This is a genomic window from Cohnella sp. GCM10027633 (genome assembly GCF_042675445.1).
Classification (GTDB): Bacteria; Bacillota; Bacilli; order Paenibacillales; family Paenibacillaceae; genus Cohnella.
Genome location: NZ_JBHTGV010000005.1, coordinates 88,129 through 104,046, shown reverse-complemented (window position 1 = coordinate 104,046; position 15,918 = coordinate 88,129). Strand labels below are relative to the sequence as shown.

The following is a 15,918-nucleotide window of genomic DNA, read 5'->3' as shown; positions in this document are numbered from 1 at the left end:
GGCACCTCCGCCCGAACGCGAATCGCGCTCGGCAGAGGTGCCGTTTCTATTCCAACTATTCCTTCGCGACCGCGCAAGTATCCCGAACGACGAGCCGCGTCGGCACGATCGCTTCCGGCGGCTGCTTCTCCTCGTCGGTGATGAGCCCGTCGAGCAGCTCGATCGCCTGCCGGCCGATCGCGATCGTGTCCTGCCGCACCGTCGTCAGCGCGGGATGCACGTGACTCGCGAGATCGATGTCGTCGAAGCCGACGACCGAGATGTCGCCCGGCACCGACAGCCCCGCTTCGCGGATCGCTTGAATCGCGCCGACGGCACCCGTGTCCGAGCTGCAGATGACCGCGGTCGGACGATCCCGCTCCGGCAGCGCCAGCAGCCGCCGCATCGCCGCGTAGCCGCCTGCTTTCTCGAAATCGCTCCCGACGACGTAACTCGCATCGAACGCGATTCCCGCTTCCGCCAAGCCGGCCCGGTAGCCTTGCAGTCGATGGCGGCTCACGTACGTATTCTCGATGCCCGACAAGAACGCGATCCGGCGATGCCGCAGCCCGGTCAAGTACCGCACCGCTTCCCGGACGCCCGCCTCGTTATCGGAGCTGATGTAGCCCGTCCGCTTGTCCCTCACGTCGAGGTCGATGAACAGCGCCGGAATGCCCGAATCGGTCAGTTCGCTAAAGTCTGTGTCCTCGTGCTGGAAGCCGAACACGACGACGCCTTCGACGTTGCGGCTCTGGCAATGCCGGACGAAGCTGTATTCCACCTTGCTCCCCGGCGTCTGGGTCAAGTAGATCAAGTCGTAGCCCATGGACTTGAGCGATTGCTCCATCCCGGCCAATATATGCGCGAAGAAGGGGTTGGCCACGCCCGTCGTGAGGAACATGCCGATCGTCATCGACCGGCGCCCGACGAGCGCCCGCGCCGCGGAGTTCGGCGTGAACCGCGTCTCCATCACGATGCGGAGTACCTTCTCCTTCGTCTGTTGATTCACCGTCGTATAGCCGTTCAGCACCTTGGATACGGTCGCCACCGATACCCCCGCCGCCTTCGCGACGTCGCGAATGTTCGTAGCCATGCCAATCCCCATTTCGTTCCCAACTACGCCTAATGTAACATACGAGGGCCGAGCCTGACTACGCGTGCGGGGACGTATCGCATTCGTGCTTTATTCCCGGGCCGATATCTGATAGAATAAATCTCGCACCGCGCGCCCGTAGCTCGGCAGGGTAGTGCGACGGTTTCCTAAAACTGTGCGTTTGGCTTGGCCCCGTAGCTCAGCGGATAGAGCACACGTTTCCTAAACTGGAGATCACGCCTTGAATCTTTGTCGCTGCGCGCTTCACTAAAGCATAGAAGACCCGTACTGTGATGAGATTCTTTTCACTGTAAAGAGTACATTCATACGAGGTTCTTGCTGGCAAGATTGTCCTCCGGTTGTCATTAGGACAACAACAGGACAACAACAGGACCACAACGAACACAACTTTAATATGGCTCCGTAGCTCAACGGATAGAGCAACCCTCTCCTAAAGGGTAGATGTCAGTTCGATTCTGGCCGGGGCCGCCATTTAACCAATCTTTTCAGAATCGCGTGGATACGCGGTTCTTTTTATTTTTCGGATAAGTTGATAAAAAGGGTCAATGTCGAGAATGTCCTGTGGTCGCGCTTAGCTACATGAGAACAGCAACGAAACGTAGATTACCTCAATCAAGTTGTGTGAAAATATAACGGCTGATAATGATAAAATGGGTATAATTAAGGCGAAGAGTACCTGTAAAGAGGTGGAGTATGCCGATAAGTCAATGTGCCTTATGCATGGAAACAAAAGAGCTTAGAGAAAGTCACATCATTCCAAACTTTATAGGCAAATGGATCAAGGAGACATCCGCTACAGGGTTCCTTCGGTCTGCATTGAACCCAAACAGAAGAGCTCAAGATTTGGCAAAACTTTATCTGCTGTGTGGCGAGTGCGAAGAGCTATTCTCTATAAACGAGAAACGATTTGCAGAGAATGTATTTATTCCTTTCCAAAATGGACAAAAAAGATTTGATTATGACGAATGGCTATTAAAATTCTTCATATCGATAAACTGGCGAGTGGGGATCTTGGAAGTCAGAGATCCCAAGAATGGCATGCCAGAAAACCTCATGGACGAGTTGGTAAAGTGCCTTGAAATCTGGCGCGAGTATCTGTTGGGTAGGAGCAAGGAGACTGGAGGGTACAAGCACCACATATTTTTCCTTGATACTCTAGAATCAGTCGGTTCAGAAGTAACGATTCTAGAATATACTAACGCATACCTGCTTAGAACAACTGACGCAACTGTAGCTAACAACACTTCAAATGCATTTATCTATGCCAAATTACCGGGAATCATCATGGTCTCCCACATCCATCCAAAGGATTTGAAGGGGTGGGAAAGCACAAAGATTTATCGGAGAGGAACTGTAAAAATTCCTCAAGTGTGCGCTGTGCCGGGCTTCGGTGATTTTCTTAATCATAGGATTGAAGCTACGAATACCTTTGTTGCTCAAATGAGTGACAATCAGCAACAAAAAATTTTAGATACCGCAATGAAGGATTTAGACAGGTTGGAGAACTCGAAATCATTAGAAGTTGTGATTGCTGATCACTTATTGAAGGAGAAGTACCAAAAGAATACATAAACTTCCTTTCATTTCTGAATACCTTGGAACCGAAAACTGCTACGGTTCCTTTTATTTTGTGGTTTTTTTGCAAGAGGACTTGGGTTGAAGTTATCTCGCAATTGCCCAAAGTATACATTTAGGTTCATTATTCTGGCAGTTCCTCTAAAATCACGAATTGAACATGGTCGATGAAATTAACTGTATGTTCATATGTCTTATTTAGGTAAAGACTTATTTCAATTGTTGAATCAGATTCTTGATCAAACGGATCATCAGGAAGAGTAATTGTTCCGGATTTATCTCCTCCTACATAAACGGTCCATATCATCCCCGGATTATGTGTCGCTTTATTTCGCATATCTTTCAAGGACTTGTACCATTCGAATGTTTCTAAACTCTCAAGTTCACGTAGGATCTCTATGTATGAGGTAGAACGCAATGCCTGCCTAACCCTCTCCGGGTTGACCCGTCTCTCACCAATCTCTAAGCCATATAGAACGTTGACTTCATGAAGAACGAGGTCGATTGAACCTAACAGCGCCCCTAGATAGGCATAAAACTCCGCTCTTAAAAGTTCCTGCCCCGCTTCTTGTCTAAGCAATTCAAAACTGTAATTTTGCAAAAACCGATTCAAATGATATTTCGAGTGATTTAGTTTGCTTTGTATGGATGAAATACGCAAGCTTCTAGCATGCTGTTCATCTTTCATTTTTCCACCAATGACTTCGCCTACGAATCTATCTGATACTGCCCTTAACGATGGAAAGTTCGTAATCTCCAACGGTATTCCCTCCCCAGACAACCTCATCAATTAACTCTTGGCTTTGGTTCCGCACGTTGCCAACCGCTGCGCCCACCTTATATGCCCGCATCCGATTTGCGTCATACGGCCGCAATAACGCCTGTAAGAAATCCTTGTCGTCCAGTTTCCTGTTCAACCATGCCACTTCATCTTCACGTTCAAGGATTACCGGCATCCGATCGTGAATGTCGGACATAAGCTCGTTGGGTGTCGTCGTTATAACTGTGCACGTACTGATCTTGTCACCAGTCGGGCTTGTCCATGTATCGTACAAACCTGCAAATGCAAATATGGGCCGATCCTGCAGCACAATTCGGTAGGGCTGTTTATTATCCCCGTTTCTTTTCCATTCGTAAAAACCGTCTGAAGGAATTAATCACCTTTTGCTTGTTACCAGCCCCCGGAACGCCGGTTTATCTCCGATGGTCTCCGCCCTGGCATTGATCGCTTTAGCTCCCCAATCGTCTGCCTTTGACCAACTCGGAAGCAATCCCCACCGCAATTCTCCGATTCGATTATGTTCGCCGTCATTGATAATTGCAGGTACAAGTTGCATAGGAGCGATATTATAGCGAGGTAAATAAAAGCAGCCCCAGATACTTCTGCTTCGTATAACGCCATCAGTTCATCGATGGTCACCGTAATCGTATAACGTCCGCACACTGTGAACCTATTATCCAAGGTCAGGTGTTGCACATTCCGGGTTAAATCTCGTTACTCTGTTGCTTGCCTAATAAAAACCGGAATGTGCTCCCCCTGATCAAAAATAGGTAGACTGTCATAATGAAATGGTGGCACGGACAAAGTAAAATGCCCTTCGATGGACGCTCACGCAAACCATGGTCCGACTTGATCTGATTACGAAGGCCAAAGTCAACGCCACAGCCTATGAATTTCCGCAAGCCAAGAAGCAAGGTCGAGGACGTCCGCCGAAGAAAGGCGTGAAGATCAAGCTCAAAGCGCTCTTTCAAACCCGTGCAGATTCGTTCCAAACAGCCGAGGTGTTGCTGTATGGCAAGCAGGAGACGGTCTTCTATTTGTGTCTAGATTTGTTGTGGGGGCAGAAGCTGTACCAGCCACTGCGATTTGTCCTGGTGCGGCGAGGCGAGCAGCTCTCCATCCTGGTGAGTACCGGTCTGACGCTCGTGGCCACGGAGATTATCGAGCTGTACGGCTACCGGTTCAAGATCGAATGTGCGTTTCGGGAAATGAAACAGGTGATCGGCGCGTTCGGCTATCGCTTCTGGAGCAAGTCGATGCCGAAGCTAAATCGTTATCAGCGTAAGTCCGATACGCCTCCAATCGAGCAGGTGAAGAATGAACGGGATCAAAAACGAATTCGCCAAACGCTCGAAGCGATCGAAGGATTCGTCATGTGCAGTTGCATCGCCACCGGCCTGCTTCAGTTGATCGCCTTGAAGTTCTCGACCCGAACGTCTGGCCTGTTTTGGCGCTATTTGCGAACACCATCCAAGGCTATCGTTTCCGAGGCTTCGGTAGCGGTGTATTTGCGAAAAATGATTTTTCGCCTGTTCGCCCAATACCCGCATTATCGATAACTGCAATAATTCGTTCAAAGCAGGAAAAGCCCTGTAATGACGCCGATTCGCTGACTGCTTAAGGGTTTGAAGTTTTCACTGTCCAGTTAAACTATACAACATATTAAATACACAATCCAAATACACAATCGAATCATTTTTGTATAAATATAGAAAAATTGATAAAAATCACTTTCCATTTGAGGTAATTTATGCTATAAATAGTTTGTCAACAATATTTCAAAGTTTTCAATTCTTGTTGACATTATAGCTTCTTTGTGGAATTAATTTGCCAACCTGCTTCCGACGGCTCATTGGCAAAGGCCTCGGCATCCTTTTGTGTTTTATTGCAAAAGTGCTGTCTTCATTTTACATGAAAAGGCGGTGAATATTGATATTTTAACAACTGTCTATTTAACTGGGTTATCTTTTACCTTTAATAAACAGTTAATGCAAGTGATGAAACGGGCAGTCCATCGCAGAGGCGGTGGACATTTTATCCGTCAGTAATTGAAAAATTACAGCTTTGTCGTAATAATTTAACTTTGGATTTAACAACTAACAGCATGACTCAATAAATTAAATACGATCATACCATCTCCTCTGTTCCCGACATAAAGCGCTCTTAGACCCTCTAGGAGGAATATACTCACGTTTCTATTGTAACTTCCAAGTTAACACACGAGGCTTTTGGGTCAAGACATTACTGCGAATATATTATTAAGCGCGCGAAATTACAAATAGGGAAGGATTGATTTAATTTTGATAAAGAAGGTTATTCTAACAATCTCATTGTTTTCTCTACTCGGCAGTTCATCTGTATTTGCAGCAAGTCCGATTGACTCCAATAAGTTGAATATACAGCAAGCAATAAATTCATATGACACCAAGGTAGTGCTGGATTTGGAACAATCTGGACTTAACACTGAAGAAGCCTTATATTATGCAAAACTAGACAAACTGGTCGAAAGTGTCGAGAATGGGAATGTGAAATTGAACGTCAATTACGTCAAGGATGATTTAAGTGATGAATATGTACGTTTACACAAAAAAGACTTTCAAAATGATGTACTTGCCTTAGACAGTAGAGCCTTAAAGAAGGGATTACTATCAGAGATCAATTTAAGGGAAAATGGCCAAAAGGAAATGCAAAAGTATCTTGACAAATATGCCAAAAAAGAAGGAAAAATGCCACAAAAATTTACTTTGGAATTCGCTGATGGAAGTTCAATCAGCGTAAGTACAGGGGTAGAAGAAGTACAAGATGTTAATAATTCTCAAGTAACTACCAATACCGCTTGCAATAATGTAACCCCTCATATCTCTGGTAATTGGAATTCATCCACCTGCGTCAATTACGAATTTGGAAAAGCATATTACGACAACGGTTATCAATGGCCCACGACTACCAAATACTATAACGCTTGGCTAGAATGGAAGTTCGATGCAGTTGTGAGCTGGTCTAAAGTTAAAGACACAATATCATTCAACTATGTAGCAACTACATACTCCGATGGTTCTCTTCAAGGATCGACATTAAATATAACCAACAATACAGGAGTTACTGCAGCTTATGGAGTAGCGCTAGTTAAGTCGGAAAATATTGGGTCCCCAAAATCCTCGGGAAGTGGTTTAAATAAGTATGTACAAGGATATACAGACGCATGGATGGAAGTTACAGGTGCATTCACCGCTTCTTACTTTGGATTGGGAATAAGTGTTACCACCGGCGGACAGTGGCATCAGTATGCAATTGTAGAAGCTAACGGAGAATCAAGTATCTTTTATTTCGCTGGAAAATATGCATAATTTTAAATGAAATTTATAAGCAATTCCCTCACTGTGAGGGAATTGCTTATAAATAAGGGGAATCCTCATTGGGTAGTTTACTTAATAAAACTAGTAAAGTTCTCTTTCTCACTTTGTTAATTTTCTTTTTGTTATTTCTTATTAAAAAAGCAAAGTTTGAATCTCACATTGAAATGTTTACAATTAATACACTGGGAAGTTCACAGTTAAATACAATTAATAACATCCCATTAAAGACCAATATTAGTTTAGAAAAAGTAAAGAAAATCAGAGTTGGAATTATTGATTCAGGATTAATTCATAATTTTCCAGGGATTAGTATGGAAATTATTAGTAATGAAATCATCAAACAACCCACAAACATGCATGGGATGTTTGTATCCGGTATTATAGCATCTAAAAAAATTGATGGACTAGACTATTTAGGGGTAATTCCGGGAATCGATCTTATTGGATATAATTTAGCGGATACTGATATAAATGCCAAGAGTCTGGCTGAGGCTATAACTATTCTTAGTAAGAGGGTCGACATTATTAATATAAGCATGGGAACATTTGCTGATGACCCGACGTTATTTGAAAGCATTAAGACTGCTATTGCTAATGGAGTAACAATAATATGTTCGGCGGGGAATAGTGGCAGTAATCAATATAACTATCCTGCATCCTTTCAAATACAAGGATTAATTTCTGTGGGGGCTTTGGATGAGGAGTATAACATTCTTCAGAATTCTACTTATAATGATCGTATAGATATTTATGTGCCTGGCGAAAGTATACCCACTATTTCATATACTAATGGCAAGTATTTAATTATGAATCAAACTGGAACTTCACTTGCAGCTCCAGTTGCAACTGCACTTGCAATATTGTTAAAAGCAAAATACCCAAAATTTTCTCCAAAGGATATAGAATCAAAAATTATTAGTTCATCTATCCAAATCTCAAGTAACTGGAAGCACGAAAGAAAAAAAGTGAGGATAATTAACTTTGAATCATCTCTATCCTAATATAAGTGTTTGAGGAGAGACATTTATAATGAAGAACCTATTGACTGTTATTTTTGTTTTAATTCTTCTGCTACAAGGACAAGGGTGTAGCACTGGTATTGATAATAGAGATGGAACAATCGAAAGTACAGAAGAAGATTTGTTTAATGAAATGGAAAAAAAGGCAACAATAGATATTGGAAATGTTACAGAGTTTAATGTAAATGAAATAAAATATTTCGAACAGAATCATATATTTTTGGCGTATACGTTTGTTGCCGATAATACTAGTTATGAAGGATCCGGCTACGCAGTCAAGTCAAAGAATAGATATGTCATTAAAAGATTTGAACAAACGAAAAGAGATACTAAGTCACCAATTACTAAACTACAGGTGATTGGTGACTTAGATGAATCTTTGAAACGGAGATATGAAATTATATCTGGTACAGTGAATGATCCTAGAATAACAACTATAATTATTAGGTTCTCAGACTTAACTAATAATATTTTTTCTTTGACACAAACGAAGAGAAGTTATTTAACCTATTCTGTAAGTGAAAAAAACCACAAACTAGAACAACTCATTGGGTTGGATAAACATGACAACGAAGTTTTTAGCCAATTATGGTAGTGTTTTAAGGAATTTGTAAAATTAATTCGAGAAGACATCGATTTCTCTTTATGCACCATTTCTTTTCGTCGAGGATCAAGTGGATCTTTAAGCAAAGGTGATTTAACTCGGGACTTAGTAACTTACTAAACTGCTCGATTTCCTGCTTGAAAACCGAAAATGGGCACACCTGTAGTAGTACTGGTTAAAGACAGTTTAGGCACGGCTCTTAAGATGCCTCAGAATTTCGAATAACGGCTTGATACACCTAAACGATGATTTGCCCAACAATTTCTCCATCCAAAAGCGTTGTCCTTCTTCTGTTTATTCTTTTGACGAAGCTTCTAAAGAAATAGCTTTAGTCTTAATTCCTGGACGATAAGTTTTTGCAACAGTCAAGTCAGCGACTTACATCTGCACGAAATCACTATAAATCTTGAGATTTTACTTTTGTGTTTACAATTATATTAGTATTCGTGAAATTATTTGGTTTCCTGCCAATTTGATATTGTGTCTCCCTCTGTAATTCCCGACGTCACAGAACCATTGAAAGTACTTACTTTGAGTATCGTGACAACAGCTAGACACCGGCTTGACCGCGTCAGGGAAAGGCTTGAAGTATTGGGGTAATACAAAAGGATAGCCCCGCGATCTCCAGTTTCCTAAACGTGGTGTCGGATGTTCAATTCATCTCGGGGCCGCCACCTTACAAGTACTAAGAACCACGCGACCGCGTGGTTCTTTTTGTGTTCATGGATATGCGAGAGGAATCGTACTTTGGGGCGAGGATTCGTCCGGTGCGTCCATAACGATGAGGTTTGAAATCGTAGGCAAGCAGCGCGACCGCCGCCCCGTCACCCTCTCACCACCCGATTGCCATGCCGTCGCCCCGCGGATCCGCCGCGCCGTGAAGACGCCCGTTCTCCCTGTCGATCCAAATGGCCTGCGCCTGACCCATGAGCCCATCCCACTCCCGCACGACTTCGACGCGATGCCCTTTCCGCTCGAGCGCCTTCACGTCCTCCTCCGCGATTCTCCCCTCGATTTTGAGACTGTCGCTATCTTGCCCCCACGTCCTGCCGAACACCCAGCGCGGCTGCCCGATCGCTTCCTCCACCGTGAAGCCGTAGTCCAGAACGCCCGTGGCGATCGAAAGCTGGGTTTGCGGCTGCCCTTCTCCCCCCTGCGTGCCGAATAGCAGGCAAGGCAGGCCGTTCTTGAACGCCATCGCGGGCATGAGCGTATGGAACGTTCTTTTACCCGGCTCCAAGGCGTTCACGTGAGCCGGATCCAATGAAAAGTAAGAGCCGCGATTCTGCAGAATGACGCCGGTCCCTCCCGGCATATAACAGGAACCGAAATCGAAATAAAGACTTTGAATGAACGAAACCGCATTGCCTTCTTCATCTACGACGGCCGCATAGGCAGTATCTTGCCCCATCGGAGCGGACAAACTTCCGCTCGCGGCATTCGGGTCGATCGAGGCCGCCAGACGCTTCGCGTAGGCCTTGGACAGCAGATCGTCCAGCGGAATATCCGCGAATTCCGGGTCGGTCAAATAAAGGTCCCGATCCCGGAACGAGAGCTTGACGGCCTCCGCCATAAGATGATAAAAGTCCGCCGACCCTCTCTTAATGGACGTCAGGTCGAAGCGCTCCAAAATATTCAGCATCATGAGGACGGTAAATCCTTGAGAGTTCGGCGGCATTTGATAGATTCGAGTACCCCGGTAATCCGTATGGATCGGTTTAACCCAGGCCCCGCGATGCGCGGCAAAATCCCCTTCGCCCAAGAATCCCCCCGCTTCCCGGACGTCTTTCGCGATGCTCCTCGCCAATTCGCCCCGGTAGAACGCCTCGCTCCTGCCGGCCCGAATCGCCTTCAGCGCGTTCGCCAAATCCGGCTGCACGATCATGTCGCCGATCGCGGGAATCGTTCCTCCCGGGAGGAACACGTCCGCCATTGCCGCGTTCGCCCTTATATCGGATTCATCGCGGACGATCCACTCGCGCAAATTCGGAGACACCGGACAACCAAGTTCCGCGTACCCGACGGCAGCCTCCAACACCTGCTCCCAAGAACATCGGCCGTAACGCGCCCAAACCTGCTCCCAAGCGTCGACCATCCCCGGCACCGTTATCGCGCTTAACGGCCCGCGCTTCGGAATCGCCTCCAACCCCCGATTCGCGTATGCGCCGATCGTTGCGTCCGCCGCCGCCCTTCCGGAGCCGTTATAACCGACAAGCTCTCCGGAGCCAGCTTCGTAAAGCATGAAAAAAGCGTCGCCGCCCAACCCCGTCATGTGCGGGTACGCGACGCCCAACGCCGCGCTTACGGCTACCGCCGCATCGAAAGCGTTGCCGCCCCTGCGCAAAACCTCCGCCCCCGCCTCGCTCGCCCCCGCATGAGGAGAAGCTACCATGGCGCGACTCCCGATCGTCATCCCGCTCCCCATCTATCCCACTCTCCTAATGAAGTTAACGTTGACTCATTATTCTTCGATTCGACCAACGAGTCAATCGATCCGCGCGATTTTGTCGGACCACCTAAATATCGAGAGGTTCATTGTGCATGATTCAATCTATGTTGTTTCGAATCGTATCGGGCGCGCCGTCCTTAGAAATGTTTAAGACCCGCATCAGTGTGCGGGTCTTAACGTTGCGATTATTCATGCTTATCTATCTCGCGGCCGGCAACAGTCTCGTCGAGATCCCGATGCGGTTCCAGCTGTTGATCGTGTTGATCGCCATGATCAGCGCCATGAACTGACGCTCGTCGAAGTGCTTCCGCACCTGCTCGTACACGTCGTCCGGCACGCCGGCTTCGGAGATCTTGGTGACCGCTTCGGTCAGCGCCAGCACGGCGCGTTCTTCCTCGGAGTAGATCGTCACCTCGTGCCAGACCGGCAGAAGCAGCAGCCGCTGAACGGACTCCCCCATTTTAATCAAATCTGCCCCATGGGAATCGATGCAATACGAGCAGCCGTTGATCTGCGATGCGCGTAGCTTAATGAACTCGTATAACCGTTTGTCGAGTCCGCTGCCGGCGATGAACTCCTCCAGCTTCAGCATCGCGGCTCTAACCTCCGGATTGGCTTTGTAGAAGTCGAACCTTGCGTTCATGCGAATCTCTCCATTCCTGTAATTTGTCTGTACGGATTATAGACAATACGGGAACGCGTTATGTGACAACACGACTAACCAAGTTCGAATCACATACGATTCATACGGTTCCGGGCAGGCGATTCCTGCGCATCCAGTTCACGCATCGATAGCTTGGCGCCGATCGCTTGGAAGCTGCCGACGACATCCTCGTATCCGCGTTCGATATGCTCGACGCCCGTTATACACGTACGGCCCTCGGCCGCTAACCCGGCTAGAATCAGGCACGTGCCCGCGCGCACGTCCGTAGCGTGCACCCATCCGCCTTGCAGCGGTAGACCCCCGCGGATAAAGGCGCTTTCTCTGCGCAGCTCGATCTCCGCGCCGAGCCGCCGCAATTGCGGCACGTGAGCGAATCGCTTCGGGAAGACGCGGTCCGTAACGATGCTCTTGCCCTTGGCCTGAAGCAACAGCGCCGTCATCGGTTGCTGCAGATCGGTGGCGAATCCAGGGTACATGCCCGCGCGGATCCGCGTCGCCTTGATCGAGCCGGCGCGACTTGCCGTAATGTGGTTCTCGCCGCGCTCCACATCCATCCCGATTTCCTCCATCTTGGCGAGGCAAGCGCCCAGATGCTCGGGAATGACATCCTTGACGGTAACCCGCCCCCCGTGGATTCCGGCCGCCATCAGGAAAGCCCCTGCGATCAATCGGTCCGGAATCGCCGAATGAGCTCCCCCGTTCAGATAAGGGACGCCTTCAATGCGGATACGCGCCGTTCCCGCCCCGTAGATCCGAGCGCCGAGCCGGTTCAAGAACGCGGCGGTATCAACCACCTCCGGATCCAAAGCCGCGTTGTGCAGTATCGTACGTCCTCTTGCACGAACCGCAGCCAGCATCGCGTTGATCGTCGCGCCGGAAGTGAGCATATCGAAATAAATGTCCGCTCCCGTCAGTTCCGCTGCTTCGACTACGTAATAGTCCTCGAAAATATGAACCTTCGCCCCGAGCGCTTTGAAAACTTTAAGATGCTGATCGATCGGTCTCGAGACGAAATCGTCGCCTCCCGGGAATCCGATCGTGACTTTGCCGAACTTGGACAACAGCGCGCCCGCGTAATAGTAAGAAGCCCGGTATCTCGAAGCTTTGCCCGGATCGATGACGGCGCTGTGAATGTTGCGCGGGTCGATGACGATCGTGCCGCCTTCCTGCTTGAACGCCATGCCGATATCCCGACTGATTCCCGCGATGATGCCTACATCCTCGATGCGCGGAATTCCTCCGAGCGTTACGACATCGTCTGCCAGACAAGCGGCGGCTAGCAAGGCAAGGGAGCTGTTCTTGGCTCCCGGTATATGTACCGTTCCGTTCAACGAGCCTGAAGTCTCCATCTGGATATATCTCATGAAGATACCCGCTTTCGTTAGGACGATTTCAATTCGGATTCGAGTACGTAGCCGTTGCCGCGTACCGCGCTAATAAGGAAGGTGTCTTTGCCGTATTTTTTGCGAATCCGGTACACCAAAGCGTTCAGTTCGTCGAGAGATACGTCGGAGAAACCGTTCGCCCCGAGCGAACGTTCCGGCCAGACCTTGGATCGAATCTCCTCGAGCGTAACGAGCTGGTTCGCTTTCTCATGAAGCACGCGAATAAGCGAATATTCTTTGTCCGACATCGGAATCCGCTTGTCTCCAACCACGCATTCTCTCTTCTCCCAATGGATCGTAGGTCGGGATTCCGGGATTTCCAGCTGCTTAGTCAGGCTCAACGGTTCGAATTCGAGAGTCTGCTCGGCGAATAAGTATGAAAAGTGAAGGACGATCATTCCCTTGGCGAGCTTAATAATATCGAAGTTGTTAAGGGTATACGGCGTGTGCGGCGTTAGCCTTGCGCCGTTGATCTCCGTGCCGTGACGGCTCCCCAAGTCGTACAGCACCGCCTGGTCATGCTCCTTGCGGATAATGAAATGCTTCCGGGAAATGAACGCATTCGTGAAGGTCAGATCCGGAATGACCAAGTGGGACACCCTGCCGACTAACGTTTCATCCGCGCTTAGATTCACGCATGTGCCCGAGCGGTATGGTTCTCCCCGAATCACGTACAGGCATGCAAAGTCCTCTTCCATGTTGCACCTCCGTTGGCTAGTGCAGACGATCGACCGCGATTACTATTATTGCCACTAATAATCGTAACTTAAGTCGAGGATTAGTTAAACCGCTTTTCGCTGACGCCGCGCTCACATTTCGGTAACGTTAAACCTAAAGCAAAGAACCGCAGCGGCTGCGGTTCTTCTTGTAATGCGCGGTGATTCGCCACAACTACTTCAACATCATCGCGAACGCGCGGCTATAGATCCAATGACCGTAATCATTGGGATGATTGATGTTATTGAGGAGCAAGCTCTCCGGCGTCTTGCCCGCGGCGAGCTCCTGCCGCCATAAGGCATGCGCGTCTGCCACTCCCACCCCGTACTCCCGGCCCAACCTTCGTATCGTCTCGGCATACAGATGGATATCTCCGCTCGCGTACAGCCAGTTCGGATTCGGCTCGCAAGGGGATACCAATACGATGTCGCTGCCGCACTTCTCGGTAATCGTATCGATCATGAGGCGAAGGTTCTTCTCGTAATCCTCCAACGGTACGCCGTTGCCGTTATCGAGCTTGTACTGGTCGTTCATGCCGTAGCCGATCGACACCAAATCCGGCATTAGCGGAATCACGTCGGCCTGCACCCGGTTAACGCCGCCAATGCTCGACTCTCCGCCGACCGACAGGTTAACGACGCTTAGACGGCCGCCGGGGTATAGACGCCTTAACTGCTCCGCGAGCCGATTGCCATAGGCGAGCCTTGGCTCGCTCGCTTCTCTGCCGACGCTGATGCTATCGCCGTAAATGACGTAGACGGCTTCTTCTCCTCGAGCGAGCTTGCGGGTTAAGCGATCGAGCAGCCCGGATCGTTCCACGTCCGCGACCGTCACGCTCGCTTCGTTCTGGCCGGCTTCGATCGGATAATCCGCGTATACCGTATAGGCCCGATTGCTGTAGTCCGGATAGTTCGCTTGGTCGAACGGGCACACTCCGTACAAAGGATGGCGAGAACCGTCCGGAATGCGGCTTCCCACCACTCGACGAATTGATCCCTCGTCATAAGCGACGATGTAATCCTTGCCTTCCTCGAAGCGAACGTTACCCGGATGGGCCGGGTCCGAATGGCTGCGCAATTCCAACGCTTGTCCGGGCAACGGCCGGTATCGAAGAGGCGACGGCTCTTCCTTCACGAACACGAACGCTTCCGCCCTCTGCATGCTAACCATCTGAATCGCTCCATCCTCCTTGGCTCATCTATCTCGCTTCGGACCAATCGAAGACGACAGAGAATACTTGGTCCGGGTGCAGCCGCAATTGCTCGTACGCGAGAGGCGCCTCCGTATAAGGAACGACGCGATCGATATACTGCTTGGGATCGATGAGCTTGTTCCGAATCGCCTCTACCGCGTTCAACCGATCTTCCGCCCCCCGGTCGCCCGGCATAAGCAGGAGGACGCCTTCCGAATTCAGATCGTGCCTAGGATCCAGGCTCAACCGATCCAGATAGTTGGCTTGATAGACGATGCGCGGCCAGTGACCGATCAATCCGGATATCGGGTTCACGTAATACGTCTTCGGGTCCCGGTAATTGTTCGGCGTTCTCCGGATAAGCTTGTGCGCCAGCGCCGCCCCCTGCTTGGAGCCCGAAGCTTCGACGACGATGTTCGCTCCGCCGTCGCAATAAGCGAGAATTCGCTCGGCGACGTCCGGGTCGGACGCATTCACGCAGGCATGGACGCCGTAGCTTAAGGAGCGTTGCAATCTGGCTTCGGCAAGATCGACCGCAATGACCTTGCATCCCTTGCCGACAAGGAATCCGGCGGAGAACGCGCCGATCGCCCCCTGTCCGATGACCACGGCGCACTCGTCCGGCTGCGGTTGCGCCGCCATGACGCCTCTCAAGCTGATCGCCGCCACTTGACTCGCGGCATAGTCCAAGGGATCGGCATCCTTCGGCAAGACGACCGGCTTGTCCGACATCCCTACGAGATGGTAGCTCGCCTGACCGCCCCATTGCGAATGGATGCCCGCCGGACCCGTCTGCGGATTATAGCTTAAGTAATCTCCTACGCGGTACCCCTTGACTTCCTGCCCCAAGCGGACCACTTCGCCGACGGCGGCGTACCCAGGAATGAGCGGAAACTTGCCCGCGGCGCCGTAGTGGCCGCCAAGTACGCGAGTCTCCGTACCGCTAGAGACGAAGGTGTAGCGCGTCTTGACGAGCATTTGATCTTCCTTCCTATCGGGTAATTCGAATTCGCCGAAGCCGACCTGATTCTCTTGCTCGAAGACGATAGCGCGGATGGTTGTCTTGCCCATACGGATCCTCCG

At 49.4% G+C, this 15,918-nt stretch carries 13 protein-coding genes, 1 tRNA gene and 1 pseudogene; 6 read left to right on the top strand and 9 right to left on the bottom strand.

Annotated features, from left to right (window positions below; genetic code table 11):
* Positions 1 to 55 precede the first annotated feature (55 nt).
* The gene (locus tag ACFQZG_RS14030) at positions 56 to 1,072 is read right to left on the bottom strand and encodes a LacI family DNA-binding transcriptional regulator (protein ID WP_378153493.1); all 1,017 of its coding nucleotides are present in this window, start codon (positions 1,070 to 1,072) and stop codon (positions 56 to 58) included.
* A 417-nt stretch (positions 1,073 to 1,489) separates the two neighbouring features.
* On the opposite strand from ACFQZG_RS14030, the gene ACFQZG_RS14025 reads away from it, so the two are divergent.
* Together ACFQZG_RS14025 and ACFQZG_RS14020 are read left to right on the top strand one after the other, a co-directional pair.
* Positions 1,490 to 1,564 (top strand) — tRNA-Arg (locus ACFQZG_RS14025).
* A gap of 249 nt (positions 1,565 to 1,813) precedes the next feature.
* A complete protein-coding gene (locus ACFQZG_RS14020; protein WP_378153491.1) occupies positions 1,814 to 2,665 on the top strand; it encodes a hypothetical protein in 852 nt (283 codons plus the stop codon).
* 127 nt (positions 2,666 to 2,792) lie between these two features.
* Here ACFQZG_RS14020 and ACFQZG_RS14015 read toward each other — a convergent pair whose 3' ends face one another.
* Together ACFQZG_RS14015 and ACFQZG_RS14010 are read right to left on the bottom strand one after the other, a co-directional pair.
* Positions 2,793 to 3,428 carry a hypothetical protein gene (locus ACFQZG_RS14015; RefSeq protein ID WP_378153490.1) on the bottom strand — a complete coding sequence of 212 codons (636 nt, stop codon included), beginning with the start codon at positions 3,426 to 3,428 and terminating at the stop codon, positions 2,793 to 2,795.
* Positions 3,385 to 4,112, bottom strand: a pseudogene (locus ACFQZG_RS14010) (SOS response-associated peptidase). Before ACFQZG_RS14010 ends, ACFQZG_RS14015 begins: the two are co-directional and overlap by 44 nt.
* A gap of 176 nt (positions 4,113 to 4,288) precedes the next feature.
* On the opposite strand from ACFQZG_RS14010, the gene ACFQZG_RS14005 reads away from it, so the two are divergent.
* The 4 genes from ACFQZG_RS14005 (at position 4,289) to ACFQZG_RS13990 (ending at position 8,419) form a co-directional block, all read left to right on the top strand.
* Entirely contained in the window at positions 4,289 to 5,008 is a 720-nt protein-coding gene (locus tag ACFQZG_RS14005; protein WP_378153488.1) for a hypothetical protein, read from the top strand.
* A gap of 741 nt (positions 5,009 to 5,749) precedes the next feature.
* Positions 5,750 to 6,796, top strand: coding sequence for a hypothetical protein (locus ACFQZG_RS14000; RefSeq protein WP_378153486.1), 1,047 nt, complete (start codon positions 5,750 to 5,752; stop codon positions 6,794 to 6,796).
* A gap of 68 nt (positions 6,797 to 6,864) precedes the next feature.
* Positions 6,865 to 7,806, top strand: a complete 942-nt coding sequence (locus ACFQZG_RS13995) for a S8 family peptidase (RefSeq protein WP_378153484.1) — start codon at positions 6,865 to 6,867, stop codon at positions 7,804 to 7,806.
* Positions 7,807 to 7,834: 28 nt separating this feature from the next.
* Entirely contained in the window at positions 7,835 to 8,419 is a 585-nt protein-coding gene (locus ACFQZG_RS13990) for a hypothetical protein (RefSeq protein ID WP_378153482.1), read from the top strand.
* An 841-nt stretch (positions 8,420 to 9,260) separates the two neighbouring features.
* On the opposite strand, the gene ggt is transcribed toward ACFQZG_RS13990, so the two are convergent.
* The 6 genes from ggt to ACFQZG_RS13960 all read right to left on the bottom strand — a co-directional run bounded on the left by ggt (position 9,261) and on the right by ACFQZG_RS13960 (position 15,906).
* Complete coding sequence (ggt, locus tag ACFQZG_RS13985; RefSeq protein WP_378153480.1) at positions 9,261 to 10,853, bottom strand: gamma-glutamyltransferase; 1,593 nt, start codon at positions 10,851 to 10,853, stop codon at positions 9,261 to 9,263.
* A gap of 223 nt (positions 10,854 to 11,076) precedes the next feature.
* Positions 11,077 to 11,520 carry a carboxymuconolactone decarboxylase family protein gene (locus ACFQZG_RS13980; protein WP_378153478.1) on the bottom strand — a complete coding sequence of 148 codons (444 nt, stop codon included), beginning with the start codon at positions 11,518 to 11,520 and terminating at the stop codon, positions 11,077 to 11,079.
* Positions 11,521 to 11,609: 89 nt separating this feature from the next.
* Positions 11,610 to 12,905 carry a UDP-N-acetylglucosamine 1-carboxyvinyltransferase gene (gene murA, locus ACFQZG_RS13975; protein ID WP_378153477.1) on the bottom strand — a complete coding sequence of 432 codons (1,296 nt, stop codon included), beginning with the start codon at positions 12,903 to 12,905 and terminating at the stop codon, positions 11,610 to 11,612.
* Positions 12,906 to 12,922: 17 nt separating this feature from the next.
* Entirely contained in the window at positions 12,923 to 13,624 is a 702-nt protein-coding gene (locus ACFQZG_RS13970) for an FHA domain-containing protein (RefSeq protein ID WP_378153475.1), read from the bottom strand.
* 193 nt (positions 13,625 to 13,817) lie between these two features.
* Positions 13,818 to 14,813, bottom strand: coding sequence for an SGNH/GDSL hydrolase family protein (locus ACFQZG_RS13965; protein WP_378153473.1), 996 nt, complete (start codon positions 14,811 to 14,813; stop codon positions 13,818 to 13,820).
* A 28-nt stretch (positions 14,814 to 14,841) separates the two neighbouring features.
* Complete coding sequence (locus ACFQZG_RS13960; protein ID WP_378153471.1) at positions 14,842 to 15,906, bottom strand: zinc-binding dehydrogenase; 1,065 nt, start codon at positions 15,904 to 15,906, stop codon at positions 14,842 to 14,844.
* Positions 15,907 to 15,918: the final 12 nt, after the last annotated feature.

Bases quoted from the DNA above. Each gene is read 5' to 3' on its own strand.
- ACFQZG_RS14030 (WP_378153493.1), bottom strand. From the start codon at position 1,072: ATGGCTACGAACATTCGCGACGTCGCGAAGGCGGCGGGGGTATCGGTG.
- ACFQZG_RS14020 (WP_378153491.1), top strand. From the start codon at position 1,814: ATGGAAACAAAAGAGCTTAGAGAAAGTCACATCATTCCAAACTTTATA.
- ACFQZG_RS14005 (WP_378153488.1), top strand. From the start codon at position 4,289: ATGGTCCGACTTGATCTGATTACGAAGGCCAAAGTCAACGCCACAGCC.
- ACFQZG_RS13990 (WP_378153482.1), top strand. From the start codon at position 7,835: ATGAAGAACCTATTGACTGTTATTTTTGTTTTAATTCTTCTGCTACAA.
- ggt (WP_378153480.1), bottom strand. From the start codon at position 10,853: ATGGGGAGCGGGATGACGATCGGGAGTCGCGCCATGGTAGCTTCTCCT.
- ACFQZG_RS13980 (WP_378153478.1), bottom strand. From the start codon at position 11,520: ATGAACGCAAGGTTCGACTTCTACAAAGCCAATCCGGAGGTTAGAGCC.
- murA (WP_378153477.1), bottom strand. From the start codon at position 12,905: ATGAGATATATCCAGATGGAGACTTCAGGCTCGTTGAACGGAACGGTA.
- ACFQZG_RS13970 (WP_378153475.1), bottom strand. From the start codon at position 13,624: ATGGAAGAGGACTTTGCATGCCTGTACGTGATTCGGGGAGAACCATAC.
- ACFQZG_RS13965 (WP_378153473.1), bottom strand. From the start codon at position 14,813: ATGGTTAGCATGCAGAGGGCGGAAGCGTTCGTGTTCGTGAAGGAAGAG.
- ACFQZG_RS13960 (WP_378153471.1), bottom strand. From the start codon at position 15,906: ATGGGCAAGACAACCATCCGCGCTATCGTCTTCGAGCAAGAGAATCAG.